The sequence below is a fragment of the Novosphingobium sp. genome, from assembly GCF_039595395.1.
GTDB lineage: Bacteria > Pseudomonadota > Alphaproteobacteria > Sphingomonadales > Sphingomonadaceae > Novosphingobium.
Genome location: NZ_JBCNLP010000006.1, coordinates 1,032,444 through 1,045,771 on the forward strand (window position 1 = coordinate 1,032,444; position 13,328 = coordinate 1,045,771).

General features: G+C 65.1%; 12 protein-coding genes. 7 read left to right on the plus strand and 5 right to left on the minus strand.

Translation table 11 applies throughout. The features are described 5' to 3' along the window. Positions 1-35: 35 nt before the first annotated feature. Positions 36-1,112, plus strand: coding sequence for a fatty acid desaturase (locus tag ABDW49_RS24435; protein ID WP_343616047.1), 1,077 nt, complete (start codon positions 36-38; stop codon positions 1,110-1,112). 72 nt (positions 1,113-1,184) lie between these two features. Here ABDW49_RS24435 and ABDW49_RS24440 read toward each other — a convergent pair whose 3' ends face one another. Together ABDW49_RS24440 and ABDW49_RS24445 are read right to left on the minus strand one after the other, a co-directional pair. Further along, on the minus strand, positions 1,185-2,063 hold the full coding sequence (locus ABDW49_RS24440; RefSeq protein ID WP_343617384.1) for a fructose bisphosphate aldolase: 879 nt from the start codon (positions 2,061-2,063) through the stop codon (positions 1,185-1,187). A 165-nt stretch (positions 2,064-2,228) separates the two neighbouring features. Further along, the gene (locus ABDW49_RS24445; RefSeq protein ID WP_343616048.1) at positions 2,229-3,290 is read right to left on the minus strand and encodes an AI-2E family transporter; all 1,062 of its coding nucleotides are present in this window, start codon (positions 3,288-3,290) and stop codon (positions 2,229-2,231) included. A 192-nt stretch (positions 3,291-3,482) separates the two neighbouring features. On the opposite strand from ABDW49_RS24445, the gene ABDW49_RS24450 reads away from it, so the two are divergent. Beyond that, positions 3,483-3,896 carry a DUF6326 family protein gene (locus ABDW49_RS24450; protein WP_343616049.1) on the plus strand — a complete coding sequence of 138 codons (414 nt, stop codon included), beginning with the start codon at positions 3,483-3,485 and terminating at the stop codon, positions 3,894-3,896. 44 nt (positions 3,897-3,940) lie between these two features. Here ABDW49_RS24450 and pcaF read toward each other — a convergent pair whose 3' ends face one another. From pcaF to ABDW49_RS24465, 3 genes are read right to left on the minus strand one after another with little or no spacing between them, the layout of a single operon-like run. Beyond that, the gene (gene pcaF / locus ABDW49_RS24455) at positions 3,941-5,149 is read right to left on the minus strand and encodes a 3-oxoadipyl-CoA thiolase (protein WP_343616050.1); all 1,209 of its coding nucleotides are present in this window, start codon (positions 5,147-5,149) and stop codon (positions 3,941-3,943) included. Positions 5,150-5,163: 14 nt separating this feature from the next. Beyond that, on the minus strand, positions 5,164-5,814 hold the full coding sequence (locus ABDW49_RS24460) for a 3-oxoacid CoA-transferase subunit B (protein ID WP_343616051.1): 651 nt from the start codon (positions 5,812-5,814) through the stop codon (positions 5,164-5,166). A 12-nt stretch (positions 5,815-5,826) separates the two neighbouring features. After that, the gene (locus tag ABDW49_RS24465) at positions 5,827-6,510 is read right to left on the minus strand and encodes a 3-oxoacid CoA-transferase subunit A (RefSeq protein ID WP_343616053.1); all 684 of its coding nucleotides are present in this window, start codon (positions 6,508-6,510) and stop codon (positions 5,827-5,829) included. Between the two features lie 111 nt (positions 6,511-6,621). On the opposite strand from ABDW49_RS24465, the gene ABDW49_RS24470 reads away from it, so the two are divergent. The 5 genes from ABDW49_RS24470 (at position 6,622) to ABDW49_RS24490 (ending at position 13,234) form a co-directional block, all read left to right on the plus strand. Continuing rightward, entirely contained in the window at positions 6,622-7,404 is a 783-nt protein-coding gene (locus ABDW49_RS24470) for an IclR family transcriptional regulator C-terminal domain-containing protein (RefSeq protein WP_343616055.1), read from the plus strand. Between the two features lie 257 nt (positions 7,405-7,661). Continuing rightward, complete coding sequence (locus tag ABDW49_RS24475; RefSeq protein WP_343617386.1) at positions 7,662-9,008, plus strand: MFS transporter; 1,347 nt, start codon at positions 7,662-7,664, stop codon at positions 9,006-9,008. Further along, on the plus strand, positions 9,005-11,068 hold the full coding sequence (locus ABDW49_RS24480) for an alpha-galactosidase (RefSeq protein WP_343616056.1): 2,064 nt from the start codon (positions 9,005-9,007) through the stop codon (positions 11,066-11,068). The genes ABDW49_RS24475 and ABDW49_RS24480 overlap by 4 nt, the downstream gene beginning before the upstream one ends. 118 nt (positions 11,069-11,186) lie before the next feature. Next, positions 11,187-12,359 carry a glycoside hydrolase family 68 protein gene (locus ABDW49_RS24485; protein WP_343616058.1) on the plus strand — a complete coding sequence of 391 codons (1,173 nt, stop codon included), beginning with the start codon at positions 11,187-11,189 and terminating at the stop codon, positions 12,357-12,359. Further along, positions 12,341-13,234 carry an ROK family protein gene (locus ABDW49_RS24490; RefSeq protein WP_343616060.1) on the plus strand — a complete coding sequence of 298 codons (894 nt, stop codon included), beginning with the start codon at positions 12,341-12,343 and terminating at the stop codon, positions 13,232-13,234. The genes ABDW49_RS24485 and ABDW49_RS24490 overlap by 19 nt, the downstream gene beginning before the upstream one ends. The last annotated feature ends 94 nt before the right edge of the window (positions 13,235-13,328 follow it).

Below are 13,328 nucleotides of genomic sequence, written 5' to 3' on the forward strand. Positions count from 1 at the left end.
GCCGGGGACTGCCGACTGGTGAATGAAGCATGCTGATGAACGCGACGATGCCCGCCCCCGCCCTGCCCAATGCCGCTGCGCCCGATGCGGAAGACCGCGACCTGCTGCGCGCCGCCGCCGCCATCACCAAGGAGGCCCGCAAGGCTCAGCCCGCGATCTATTGGGGCGACACGATCGCCTCGGCGGTTGTTGGCTACGGATCGCTGATCGCTCTGGTCAACAGGGCGCCGGATGGCCTGAGTGTGCTGCTGTTCGTGGTGGCGGTGCTGGCGCTGTACCGCGCGGAAAGCTTTATCCATGAACTGACCCATGTGTTGCCGGGGCGCCTGCCGGGCTTCAACGCGGGCTGGAACGCGCTGGTGGGCATTCCGCTGCTGACGCCTTCCTTCATGTATGAAGGCGTGCATAATCAGCACCATCTGCGTCATGCCTATGGCACGCCGCGCGATCCCGAATATAAGCCGCTGGCGCAGTCTGGCTGGTTGGGCGTGGTGGGCTTCACCCTGCTGGCGGCTCTGGCACCGGTGGCGCTGATCCTGCGCTTTGCCGTGCTGGCGCCGCTCAGCCTGCTGATCCCGCCCCTGAGGGAGGCGGTGGTGAGCCGTTTCTCGGCCCTTGCGATCAATCCGGACTATCGCCGCAGCCGCCCCAAGCCCGAGGCCTATCGCCGCTGGCTGGTCCTTGAAACGCTGGCCAGCCTCTGGGCGATGACGATGGTTGCGCTGGTCGCCAAAGGCGTGGTCTCGCTGCGCACGGCGGGCATGGTGCTGGCGGTGCTTTCGATGGTGGCGCTGGTCAATCAGATCCGCACGCTGGCCGCCCATATGTGGCAGAACGATTCGGGCGAGCCGATGTCGCTGACCGCGCAATATGCGGATTCGGTCAATGTGCCGCCCCCCGCGCTGCTGCCCGCGCTATGGGCGCCGGTGGGCCTGCGCTATCATGGGCTGCATCACCTGCTGCCCTCGCTGCCCTATCATGAGCTGGGCAAGGCCCATAAAAGGCTCGCGGCGGAGTTCGGGCGCGGGGCGACCTATCACGGCAGCAATTACGCCAGCCTGTGGGCGGTGGTGCGCTCATGGTTCGGGACGCGCCGTCCGACCACGCGGTAAAACGATGCCGGAAGACGCAAGCAAGGCGGCACCCTCATGCCGCCGCTTGGGTCCTCCGGCCACCTCGATGCCTTAGGCCTTGACGATCGAGGCGAGGTAGATCTCATCGATGGCCTGCGCCAGCGCGGCGTCGAAGGCCTCATCGCTCTGCCCATGAGCCAGATCGGCGATCAGCGCGCGCGAGAAGCTGGCGATCACGCCATGGTTCTTCGCCAGTTCGGCACAGGCATCGGTCCGCGAATAACCACCCGACAGAGCAATCACCCGGATCACGCGCGGATGGGCGATCAGCGGCGCGTGGAAGTCGGGCTCATGCGGGATCGACAGCTTGAGGATCACCTGACGGTCGCCTTCAAGCGCGTCGAGCGCTTTCAGCAGTTCCTCGCGCAGAATGGTGTCGGCCTGAGCGCGCTCCTCGCTGGCGATCAGCACTTCGGGCTCGACGATCGGCATCAGGCCGTGGCTCAGGATCTGCTCGGCGACCTCGAACTGCTGCCTGACGATGGCGGCAATGCCCGCGCGATGGCCCAGACGGACGACCGAACGCATCTTGGTGCCGAACACGCCCAGCGCGCGGGCCCGCTCCAGCAGGGCATCCAGACCGGGGATCGGCTTCATCAACTGGACGCCGTCCTGCTCGGCCTCAAGCCCCTTGTCCATCTTCAGGAAGGGCACGATGCCCTTTTCGCGCAGCAGGGTCGGCACCGGCACGCCCTCGGCCATGCCATCCATCGTGCGTTCAAACAGGATCGCGCCCAGCACCTTGCCCTTGCTGAAGGACGGCGTGGTGATGATGCGCACCCGCATCTGGTGGATGAGATCGAACATTTCCTCATCATTCGACCAGGCGTCCTCTGCCACACCATAGGCCTTGAGCGCCTTGGGCGTCGAACCACCGCTCTGATCGAGGGCGGCAACGAACCCCGCACCGCCTTTTACCTGCGCCATCATCACCGCATCGGTTATCACTGTCGAAATCTCCTGCATCTGGCCTGGAAGCGCTTCATTCTGCGTCTGTGCCCTCTTGCGCTCTGGATTGTGACAGGCGCAACCACAATCGGGCGGAAACCGTCTCGAATACGGCAGATTGCCGATTGTTGGTCGGCAAAGCGGGCTTCAGGGCGCCACCTTGCGTTGTTCGGTCAGGATGTCCCACCCGGTCAGGAACAGCGCGGCCACCACCGGGCCGACCACGATGCCGCTGATGCCCACCAGCTCGATCCCGCCCAGCGTCGTCACCAGCACCATCCAGTCGGGGATGCCGGTGTCGCGCCCCACCAGCAGCGGGCGCAGGATGTTGTCGACCAGACCGATCACCAGCATGCCGGAGAACACCACAACCACAGCCTGCCAGATGGCCCCAGTCGCCAGCAGATAGACCGCCACCGGGCCCCAGACGATCGCCGGGCCAATCGCGGGCAGCAGCGCCGCAACCACCATCAGCATGCCCCAGAGCAGCGCGGCGGGCAGCCCCACGATCCAGAAGGTCACCGCGCCAAGCGATCCCTGGGCCAGAGCGACCAGTCCGGACCCCTTGATGGTGGCGCGCACCACGATGACGAATTTCTCGGCCAGTCGCGATGCGATGGCAGGTTTGATCGGCAGGGCTCGCAGGATGGCGGGGCCGATATGCTCGCCATCGCGCAGCAGGAAATACATGACATAGAGGCCGATGCCGAAAGCCAGCAGAAAGCTGGCCGCATTGGCGCCAATCGACAGGGCCTGCCGCGCGATCAGGCTGACGCTGTTGTTGATGGCCTGCGACACCCGCTCCTCGACCAGATCGAAGCTGCCGAAGCCCGAGCTGTCGAGCCAGTGCTGCAGGCGCAGCGGCAAGGCGCTGTGAAGCTTGCCGAAATAGAGGGCGAAGTTGATCTGGCCGCCCCGAATCTGGTCATAGACCTCGGCGGCCTGCCCCATCACCAGACTGGTGATGATCAGCGCCGGGATAACGACCGCGATGGTGATGATCAGCAAGGTCAGCGCCGCGGCCATATTGCGGCGTCCCTTGCAGCGGCGAAGCAGCTTCTGGAACAGGGGCTGGAACAGCAGCGCCCCCAGCACCGCCCCGAGCAGGGCGCCCATAAAGGACGACACGATAAGCATGAGACCGATGCTGATGAACGCTAAAAACAGAAGAAAACCACCATGTTCCAGGCGATCTTTGACAGGGGTCATCAGCTTGCTCTCATTGGGCCGTCTCAACCGTCTGGCGACCATAGGCAGAAAGGTCGGCCAAGACGAGTCAGGATGGAAGGTCCTGTCGGATGAACGCCTGTCGACCGTATTGGGTCCCGCAAGGGGCTGGTATCCTTGCATTGCCTCACAGGCTGTATTATTCAATCAACACACTGCAAGGAGGCAAGTAGGGTGGCACTGGAAGACTATCGCGCACCGACCAAGGTCAAGTTGTCGGTCCTCTGGACTTCCACCATGTTTTGTTATGTTTACGGGGATTATTTCGGGCTTTTTATCAAGGGCACACTGGATGAGATGAACCATGGCATCATGGGGCCGCTCGGTGCAGCGACGCCCGGTATGCTGATCGGCGTGTCACTGATGATGGCGCTGCCCAGCCTGATGGTGGCGCTGTCCCTGCTGCTGCCCGCGCCCCTCTGCCGGTGGGTATCGGTGGTGCTGGGACTGGCCTACACCGCGATCATGGGTATCAGCATGCCCGGCGCGGCGCCCTTCTACCAGACGCTTGCGCTGATCGAGATGGCCTTGACGCTGACGATTGCGGTCATCGCATGGCACTGGCCGCAAGCCAACACGCCCCGCTGAGACGGCGCCCTCCCCGCTCCCGGAGCAAGGAGGGCAACGCATTGTCAAACCCTCTCGACCGCCAGCGCCAGACCGATGCCCACGCCCACGCAGAGCGTGGCCAAGCCGCGCTTGCCGCCAGTCTTCTCAAGCTGATGGACCAGTGTCAGGGCCAGACGCGCACCCGACATGCCCAGCGGATGGCCCAGCGCAATGGCGCCGCCATTGGGGTTCACCTGCGGCGCATCGTCGTCCAGACCCAGTTCACGCATCACCGCCAGCGACTGGCTGGCAAAGGCCTCGTTCAGTTCGATGGCGTCGAAGTCATGGATGGTCAGGCCCAGTTTGGCCATCAGCTTGCGGGTCGCCGGGATCGGCCCCACGCCCATCACACGCGGCTCCACCCCCGCCGAGGCAAGGCCCAGAATGCGCGCGCGCGGCGTCAGCCCATGGGCCTTCACAGCCGCCTCGCTGGCGATGATCAGCGCCGCCGCGCCATCGTTGATGCCCGAGGCATTGCCTGCCGTCACCGTGCCATTCGCCCCGAACAGCGGCTTCAGGGCGGAGAGCACATCGATTGTGGTGTCGGCGCGCGGATGTTCGTCGAGCGTGATCTGCGTCACCTCGCCGCGCTTGCGACCGGGCACGTTGACCGGCACGATCTCCTCGGCATGGAAGCCCGAGGCCTGCACCGCTGCCGTGCGCTGCTGGCTGCGCAGCGCGAAGGCATCCTGATCCGCGCGGCTGATGCCGTAATCCTCGGCGACATTCTCGCCGGTGCGCGGCATGGTCTCGGTGCCGTAGGCGGCATCAAGCGCGGGGTTGACGAAACGCCAGCCCATCGTGGTGTCTTCCATCTTCTGGCCACGCCCGAAGGCGGTATCAGCCTTGCCCATCACGAAAGGCGCGCGGGTCATGCTTTCGACGCCCCCGGCAAAGGCCAGATCCATCTCGCCCAGGCGAATGGCGCGGGCCGCCTGCCCCACCGCTTCCAGCCCGGAGGCGCAGAGGCGGTTGAGGGTCACGCCGGGCACTTGCGCCGGCAGGCCCGCCAGCAGCAGGCTCATGCGCGCGACATTGCGGTTGTCCTCGCCCGCCTGGTTGGCGCAGCCGTAGAAGACCTCCTCGATGGCTTGAGGATCAAGGCCCGGATTGCGCTCCAGCAGGGCTTTCAAAGGCACCGCCCCCAGATCGTCGGCACGGATGCGCGACAGACCGCCACCATAACGGCCGATGGGGGTGCGGACGGCGTCGCAGATAAAGGCTTCGGTCATATCGGAAAATCCTCTCAGGCGGCCAATGCGGCGGCGTCCAGCGCCAGTCCGGTGCTGCGGCGCGCCTCCTCGATGCTGAAACCGGGGACGAGGTCGATGATGCCCGCGCCCTGAGGCCCCACGCTGAAGGTGCCCAGATCGGTGTAAACCCGCGAAATGCAGCCGATGCCGGTGAGCGGATAGGTGCAACGCTCGACCAGCTTGCTCTCGCCCGCCTTGGTGAGCAGCTCCATCATGACGAAAATCTGCTTGGCACCGATGGCCAGATCCATTGCCCCGCCCACCGCCGGAATCGCGCCCGGCGCGCCGGTGTGCCAATTGGCGATATCTCCGCGCGCCGAAACCTGAAAGGCGCCCAGCACGCAGATGTCCAGATGCCCGCCGCGCATCATCGCAAAGCTGTCGGCATGGTGGAAGAAGCAGCCGCCATCCAGCAGCGTGACGGGTTGCTTGCCCGCATTGATCAGTTCGGGGTCTTCGAAGCCAGGCGCGGGTGCGGGCCCCATGCCCAGTACGCCGTTTTCGCTTTGCAGGAAGATGTCCTTGTCGGCGGGCAGATAGTTGGCCACCATCGTCGGCAGGCCGATACCGAGGTTGACATAGGCACCCTCGGGAATGTCGCGGGCGACGCGGGCGGCCATGGCCTTGCGATCCAGTCGTTCCATTGTCTTTCTCCCTCAGGCGGCCAGAGCGGCGGTGGGCGTGATCGGCACCACGCGCTGGACGAAGATGCCCGGTGTCACCACGGCTTCCGGGTCGAGGCCGCCCAGCGGCACGATCTGCGCCACCTGAGCGATGGCGGTCTTGGCGGCCATCGCCATGATCGGGCCGAAGTTGCGCGCCGTCTTGCGGTAAACCAGATTGCCCCAGCGATCGCCCTGCTGCGCTTTGATCAGCGCGAAGTCGGCGTGGATGGGGTATTCCAGCACATAATCGCGCCCGTCGATGGTCCGGGTTTCCTTGCCCTCGGCCAGCAGGGTGCCAAAGCCGGTGGGGGTGAAGATGGCGCCAAGCCCGGCCCCTGCCGCCTGAATTCGCGCGGCCAGATTGCCCTGCGGTACCAGTTCCAGCTCGATCTCCCCGGCGTGATAGAGCGCGTCGAAATGATGCGAATCCGCCTGCCTCGGGAAAGAGCAGATGATCTTGCGTACCCGCTTTTCCTTCATCAGCGCGGCCACACCCATCTCGCCATTGCCGGCATTGTTGCTGATGATGGTGAGGTCGCGCACGCCCCGCCCAATCAGTGCCTCGATCAGTTCGTCGGGCATGCCGGCGGTGCCGAACCCTCCGATCATGATGGAGGCGCCATCCTGAATATCGGCGACGGCAACGGTTGCCGAGGCCACGCTTTTATCGATCACGGGACTCTCCTGAAAGCTTGTGTCCTTGCCTCCCGGTTCTGCCTCACCCCCTCTTGAGTCAATCGATAAACGGTATATTGTACGGTAATCGGTTATCGAAAGCACCAAAGTATGATGGAAGATCTGCTCGAATCCCCTGGCGATCCGGAGTTCATGGCCTCGCTGGCGCGCGGTCTGGCGGTGATGCGCTGCTTTGCCGAACAGGAGCGCCCGATGACCATCGCTCAGGCCAGCAAGCTGACGGGCCTGAGCCGCCCCGCCGTGCGCCGCTGCCTGCTCACGCTGGTGAAGCTGGGCTATGCCGTGCAGGACGGCAGCCACTATGCACTGCGGCCCAAGGTGATGACCCTGGGCTATGCGTACCTCTCCTCCACCCCGCTGGCGCTGCGGGCGCAGCCTCTGCTCGATCAGTTGCGCGATGAGCTGGGCGAGTCCTGCTCGCTGGGCATCGTCGACGATGATCAGGTGTTTTACATTGCCCGCGCCGAAGTTTCGCGGATCATGTCGATTGCCTTGCGGGTGGGAAGCCGCCTGCCGCTCTACACCACCTCGATGGGGCGCGTGCTGCTGGCCGATATGTCGAGGGAGAGCCGCGCCGCCTATTTCCGCCGCACCGATCTGGTGGCCCGGACGGAACTGACCGAAACCGAGCCCAACCGCCTGCAGGCGATCTGCGACAAGGTGGCCGAGGAAGGCTATGCCATCATCGATCAGGAGCTGGAAATGGGGCTGCGTTCGGTGGCGGTGCCGGTGGTCGGCCTGTCGGGTCGGGTGGTCGCGGCGGTGAATGTGGGGACGCAGGCCTCGCGCGTGTCGGTGGTCGATCTGCGCACCCATTTCCTGCCATCCCTGCGCCGCTGCGCGCGCGAACTGGCGGCCACCGGTCTGGTTTGAAGGGCGTCGATAAAGGGCTTCAGAAGAAATCACATCGCTTAATGCAATCGATTGTTGCCATCCGCGCACGACGCTTGTAAAGCCTCCTTCGACCGCGATAGCATAAGGACACGCCCAGAGGCGAAAATGTCCGGGCCGGAAGCGGGGGGAGAGAGAACATCATGGCCCAGTCCCTATCCATGCGCGATCCGTCCGCGACCGCGCATGACGTGCTTCCCACTGCCAAGCCGCGTCTCTCCCTGCTGCGCATCATCGAGATGAATCTGGGTTTCCTCGGCCTGCAGTTCAGCTTCGGCCTGCAGCAGGGCAATATGATCCCGATCTACTCATGGCTGGGCGCCGATGAGGCCACCCTGCCCGTGCTGCAACTGGCCGGGCCGATGACGGGCCTGCTGATCCAGCCGCTGATCGGTGCCCTGTCGGACCGCACGCTGACGCGCATCGGGCGGCGCACGCCCTATTTCCTGATCGGCGCCATCATGTGCTCGCTCGGCCTTTTCGCCATGCCGCATTCGACCAGCATATTGATGGCCGCCAGCCTGCTGTGGCTGCTCGACGCTGGCAACAATGTCACCATGGAGCCCTATCGCGCCTATGTCTCGGACCGGCTGAACCCGGACCAGCACGCCATCGGCTTCCTCAGCCAGAGCGCCTTTACAGGGTTGGCGCAATGTCTGGCGTTTCTCACGCCCTCCATTCTGGTCTACTGGCTGGGCTTTGACCGCAATGCGGTGGATGCCCACAACATCCCGACAATCACCCATGTCAGCTTCCTGATCGGCGCGGTGCTGTCGATCAGCACGATCCTGTGGTCGGTGCTGCGGGTGCCCGAACTGCCGGTCTCTCCTGAAGAGCAGGCGCGCATCGCCGCCGTGCCCCGTTCCGCCGCCGCCACGCTGGCGGAGATCTGGGACGCCATCGTCACAATGCCCCGCGCCATGCGCCAGATGGCATGGATGAGCCTGTTCCAGTGGTACGCTTTCGCGATCTATTGGGCCTATGGCGCGCTCTCCATCGGGCGCACCGCCTTTGCCACGTCGGATAAGGCCAGCGGCGCTTTCCGCGATGCCGTGCTGACCACCCAGCAACTGGGTGCCTTCTACAATCTGATCGGCTTTGTCGCGGCCTTTGCCATGGTGCCGGTGGCCCGCAGGCTGGGCCCGGCGCGCGCGCATATGGCCTGTCTGGCGCTATGTGGTCTTGGCCTGCTCTATCTGCCTCAGGTCGGCCCGGCGCAGGGGGCGGCGCCCGCGCTGTTCCATGCTCTGGCCATGCCGGAACTGGGCCAGCATCTGGCGCTGATGATCCCGGCTTTCGGGCTGGGGCTGGGCTGGGCCAGCATCATGGGCAATCCCTATGTCATCCTTGCCGGATCGATCCCGCCCGAGCGGACCGGCGTCTATATGGGCATTTTCAACATGATGATCGTGCTGCCGATGATCCTGAACGCACTCACCTTCGGCTGGATCTACCACCATCTGCTTTCCGGAGACCCGCGCATGGCGGTGGGTGCGGCAGGCGTGCTGCTGCTTTGCGCGGCGGCCACCATGCTGCGGGTGGAAAGCCCCCGTGACAGGATGCTTGACGGGATGATCGCGGCATGACCCCCGCCATAAACGGCCAATGGGTCATCCTGCACTCCCCCGCCTGCACCGCCATCTGGGAGGTGCGCGCGGATGAGGCCCCGCTGTGGCGCTATTGGGGCCCGCGCCTGCCCGATGGCGTGGTGCCACCCGCCCCCTTGCGCGAGGAACGGCCCGAACCCAGCTTCTCGCTCCATCACGATATGCCGCTCAGCCTGTTTCCGGGGATCGGCATGGGATGGTTCGGAGCACCCGCTCTGGCCGCGCATCGCGCCGGGCGGGACTGGACCCATGCCATAACGCGGTGCCGGATGGAGACCCCGGCGGATGATACGCTGCGTTTCCATCTGGTCGATGATGTGACGGATCTGGCCATCACCATTGCGGCCCGGCTCGATCCGGCGAGCGATGTGCTCACACTCTCCACCACGCTGACCAACATCGGCAAGGATCTGCTGGACGTTCACTGGCTCGCTTCCGCCTGCCTGCCGCTGCCGCCCGATGCGCACAACGTGCTGTCCTACACCGGGCGGCACAACAGCGAATTCGTGCCCGTCGAGGATGCGCTGTCCCGCTCGGGCTGGCGGCGGGAGAACCGGCGCGGGCTCACCAGCCATGACTGCTTCCCGGGCGCCATCGTGCGCTGCGCCGATGGCACCGCCTATGGCGCGCAACTGGCATGGAGCGGCAACCATCTCCAGTCCATCGACTGGATCGACGACGGCCGCCGCCAATGGCTGCTGGGCGAAAGCCTCGCCCCCGGAGAGCTGCGCCTGACGCCGGGCGAGAGCATCACCACGCCCGAGGTTCTGGCCACCGTCTCGGCCCACGGCATGGATGGCGTTGCCCAGGCCTTCCACCGCGCGATCCGCGCCCGCATCGCCTGGCCGGGCGGCGCGATGAGCCCGCGCAAGGTGCATCTCAACACATGGGAAGGTTTCTATTTCGACCATGATCTCGATGCGCTGAAGGAACTGGCCGATGCCGCCGCCGACATCGGTATCGAACGCTTCGTGCTTGACGACGGCTGGTTCGCGGGCCGCGACGACGACACCTCCAGCCTTGGCGACTGGTGGCCCGATCCGTTGAAATATCCGCAAGGGCTGGCACCGCTGGCCCGGCATGTCACCGGCCTGGGGATGGAATTCGGCCTGTGGGTCGAGCCCGAGATGGTCAATCCCGACAGTGGGCTCTATCGCGCCCATCCCGACTGGGCGCTGCATGTCGATGGACGTCCGCGCCTCACCGCGCGCAACCAGTTGGTGCTGGACATGAGCCTGCCGCAACTGCGCGACTATCTGTTCAATGCCATCGCCCTGCTGCTGCGCGAGCTGCCGATCTCCTATCTGAAATGGGACCATAACCGCGACCTGACCCATGCGGGCAACCATGCGCAATACCGCGCCCAGGTGCTGGGCACCTACGCGCTGATGGAGCGCCTGCGCGCCGCCTTCCCCGCGGTGGAGATCGAAAGCTGCGCGGGCGGCGGCGGGCGGATCGACGCCGGGATCGTCGCGCACAGCCACCGCTTCTGGACCAGCGACTGCATCGATGCCATCAGCCGGGTGAGCATCCAGCGCGGCTTCCTGCGCTTTATGCCGCCCGAGTTGATGGGCAGCCATGTCGGCGCCTGCCCCGCCCATTCCACCGGGCGGATGCAGGGCATGGCATTTCGCAGCGGCGTGGCCCTGCCCGGCCATTTCGGCGTGGAACTGGATGTGCGCCGCCTCGATCAGAAGGATCGCGATGAGCTGGCCGGGGCCATCGCGCGTTTCAAGGCTATTCGCGAACAATTCCATCACGGCGCCGTCTGGCAGGGCGAGGCGGACGACCATATCCTGTGGCAGGCCCATGGCGAACCACACGACCTGCTGCTGCATGTTACCCGCACCGCCCCGACAAGCTGGCGCCATGCGCCCCATCTGCGGCTGCCGATGCTCGATCCGCAGCGCTCCTATCGCGTGGCGCCCGAACAGGGCGAAGCGCGAGAGATCGCCGGAAGCTGGCTGATCCGGAGCGGCCTGCCCCTGCCGCCGATGAAGGGCGAAGCCGTGCTGATCTATCGCCTGACCGCCCTCTGACCGGCCGCCCGACAATGCAAAATCTTCCCATGCAATCAACAAATGCAAACGATTGTTGCAATCTTATGCCTTCACGCCTAGCCTCATTGCCACAAGACTATTTCCGGGAGCAGATTTCGTGACACAGACGGTCCAGAGCGTCCAGACTTCGCCATGGCGCGCCGATCATGTTGCCGCGATCGACGCCCTGTCCCCGGAGGAAAGAGCGCGCCTCACCATTCCCACCATCGACCCGGCCAGCCTGCCCCCGGCCTTGCCCGGCCTCGACCTGTGGGACCTGTGGCCGCTGCAGAATGCGGATGGCTCCACCGCCTTGTTCGATGGCTGGTCCTTGTGGTTTGTGCTCTCGGCCCCTGTTCTGCCTGATCCCGAGGAACGCCACCATATCGCCCGCATCCGCCTGATGACCCAGCGCGAGGGCGTCTGGCAGGATTGCGGCAATGCTCTGCCCGATGGCCTGAACCCCGGCAGCCGCGAATGGGCGGGCAGCGCTTTGTGGCATCCCCAAAGCGGTCAGGTCACGCTGTTCTACACCGTGGCAGGCTGGCCGGCCGAGACACGCCCCAGCTTCGCCCAGCGCCTGTTCCAGACCACGGGCACCCTGACCTGCAAGGATGGCCAAACCAACATCGCCGACTGGTCCACGCCGCAGGAAAGCTTCACCTCGGACGATGACCATTACATGCTGGTCAATCAGCGTGAGGGTAAACCCGGCTTTATCAAGGGCTTTCGCGATCCCGCCCATGTCCGCGATCCACGCGACGGGGCGACCTACATCCTCTTCACCGGCTCGCTCAAGCAGTCCATCGAGGCCTTCAACGCCTGCATCGGCATCGCCCGCGCCGACAATGAAGCGCTGACGCAATGGACCATCCTGCCTCCGCTGATCAGCGCCGACGGGCTGAACAACGAACAGGAACGCCCGCTGCTGATCCCGCGCGATGGGCGCTATTACCTGTTCTGGTCGACCCAGCGCAAAGTCTTCGCTCCCGATGGCCCCAGCGGCCCCAATGGCATCTATGGCATGGTGGCAGACGATATTCTCGGGCCCTATCAGCCGCTCAACGGCACGGGGCTGGTCGCCGCCAATCCGGAAAACACGCCCTATCAGGCCTATAGCTGGTGGATCGACGAAAATCTGACCGCCGCCGGTTTCGCCGATCTGCCCGGCGTCGCCCCCGGCGGACAGGTGGACGATGCCGCATGGCGCCGCGCCCATTTTGCCGGACGCCCCGCCCCGCTGTTCAGCATCACGCTGGATGGCACCAGCGCATGGGTCGAGCAGGCCTGATGGCACAGTATGGCTTGATCGAGGCGGGTGGCACGAAATTCGTGCTGGGCATCGCCGACGAAACCCGCGCCATCTCGGCGCGCCATCAGGTCCCCACCACCACCCCGCAGGAAACGCTGGAGGCCTGCGTCGCATGGTTCCGCGAGCAAGGGTTGCGCAACCCCGAGGCCATTGGCATCGCCAGCTTTGGCCCGCTGGATCTCAACCGCGCCTCGCCCACATGGGGCCATATCACCCGCACGCCCAAACCTCACTGGTCGGGCGCCGATCTGGTGACGCCCTTCGCGCGAGGCTTCAACTGCCCGGTGGTGATCGATACCGATGTGAACGGCGCGGCCCTTTCCGAGCACCGCTGGGGCGCGGGCATAGAGCATGACTCGCTGCTGTATCTGACAATCGGCACGGGGGTCGGCGGGGGTTTCGTCGGCGCGGGCGGAGGCCTGCTGCACGGGCTGACCCACCCGGAAATGGGCCATATCCGCATGAAGCGCCATCCGCTGGATCAGGATTACCCCGGTTTCTGCCTCTTCCATGGCGACTGCTTCGAGGGGCTGGTCGCCGGCCCCGCGATCAAGGACCGCTGGGGCGCGTCTCTTTCCGAGCTGCCTGCCGATCATCCCGCCTCAACGATCATCGCCTGGTATATCGGGCAGGCGATCTGCAGCTTTCAGGCGATTATGGACCCGGCGCGGATCGTGCTGGGCGGCGGAGTGATGCATGCGCCCGGCATCCTCGACAAGATCCGCGCGGCGGCGCGCGAACTGGGCGCGGGGTATTTTATCGGTGATCCGCAGGAGGTGGTTGTCGCGCCTGCTCTGGGGGATAATGCCGGGTTGCTGGGGGCTTTGGCTCTGGTTTTGAAGGAAGAAAAGTAGAAGATGCGAGGGCCATCGCCCTCGCGCTCCCTTTAGTTGTCTGCCTTGGCGCATCGGGTTCGGCCTTTGCGCTCGGCTTGCCGCGCCGCAGGCT

What these genes read in the sequence shown, in the direction of transcription:
- ABDW49_RS24440 (WP_343617384.1), bottom strand. Translation starts at nt 2,063, where the DNA reads ATGATGGCGCAGGTAAAAGGCGGTGCGGGGTTCGTTGCCGCCCTCGAT.
- ABDW49_RS24460 (WP_343616051.1), bottom strand. Translation starts at nt 5,814, where the DNA reads ATGGAACGACTGGATCGCAAGGCCATGGCCGCCCGCGTCGCCCGCGAC.
- ABDW49_RS24490 (WP_343616060.1), top strand. Translation starts at nt 12,341, where the DNA reads ATGGGTCGAGCAGGCCTGATGGCACAGTATGGCTTGATCGAGGCGGGT.
- ABDW49_RS24470 (WP_343616055.1), top strand. Translation starts at nt 6,622, where the DNA reads ATGATGGAAGATCTGCTCGAATCCCCTGGCGATCCGGAGTTCATGGCC.
- ABDW49_RS24445 (WP_343616048.1), bottom strand. Translation starts at nt 3,290, where the DNA reads ATGACCCCTGTCAAAGATCGCCTGGAACATGGTGGTTTTCTTCTGTTT.
- ABDW49_RS24435 (WP_343616047.1), top strand. Translation starts at nt 36, where the DNA reads ATGAACGCGACGATGCCCGCCCCCGCCCTGCCCAATGCCGCTGCGCCC.
- ABDW49_RS24480 (WP_343616056.1), top strand. Translation starts at nt 9,005, where the DNA reads ATGACCCCCGCCATAAACGGCCAATGGGTCATCCTGCACTCCCCCGCC.
- ABDW49_RS24475 (WP_343617386.1), top strand. Translation starts at nt 7,662, where the DNA reads ATGAATCTGGGTTTCCTCGGCCTGCAGTTCAGCTTCGGCCTGCAGCAG.
- pcaF (WP_343616050.1), bottom strand. Translation starts at nt 5,149, where the DNA reads ATGACCGAAGCCTTTATCTGCGACGCCGTCCGCACCCCCATCGGCCGT.